Here is a 226-nt window from a genome sequence, read left to right as displayed (position 1 = left end):
GACGTTGATAGGTTGGGTGTGTAAGCGCTGTGAGGCGTTGAGCTAACCAATACTAATTGCCCGTGAGGCTTGACCATATAACACCCAAGCAATCTGCAGCGCAGATTGTGGTGGTGAAGACGAAAGATCCGAAAATTCGCAACATCACAAATCGCATATCCGAATTCGCTGGGCTGTCCAACAGGACATTCTGGCTACAGAATTTCTTGACGACCATAGAGCATTG

Annotated in this window: 1 rRNA gene; it reads left to right on the top strand. The window is 47.8% G+C overall.

The window, feature by feature from the left end:
* Positions 1 to 77: ribosomal RNA gene (locus J5M56_RS26570) — 23S ribosomal RNA — on the top strand; the annotation flags it as partial.
* Between the last annotated feature and the right edge of the window lie 149 nt (positions 78 to 226).

The organism is Pseudomonas sp. 51_B (assembly GCF_017491595.1).
GTDB classification, from domain to species: Bacteria; Pseudomonadota; Gammaproteobacteria; order Pseudomonadales; family Pseudomonadaceae; genus Aquipseudomonas; species Aquipseudomonas promysalinigenes.
Note: the sequence above shows the minus strand (reverse complement) of the source record. Positions and strands in the feature narration are given on the sequence as shown.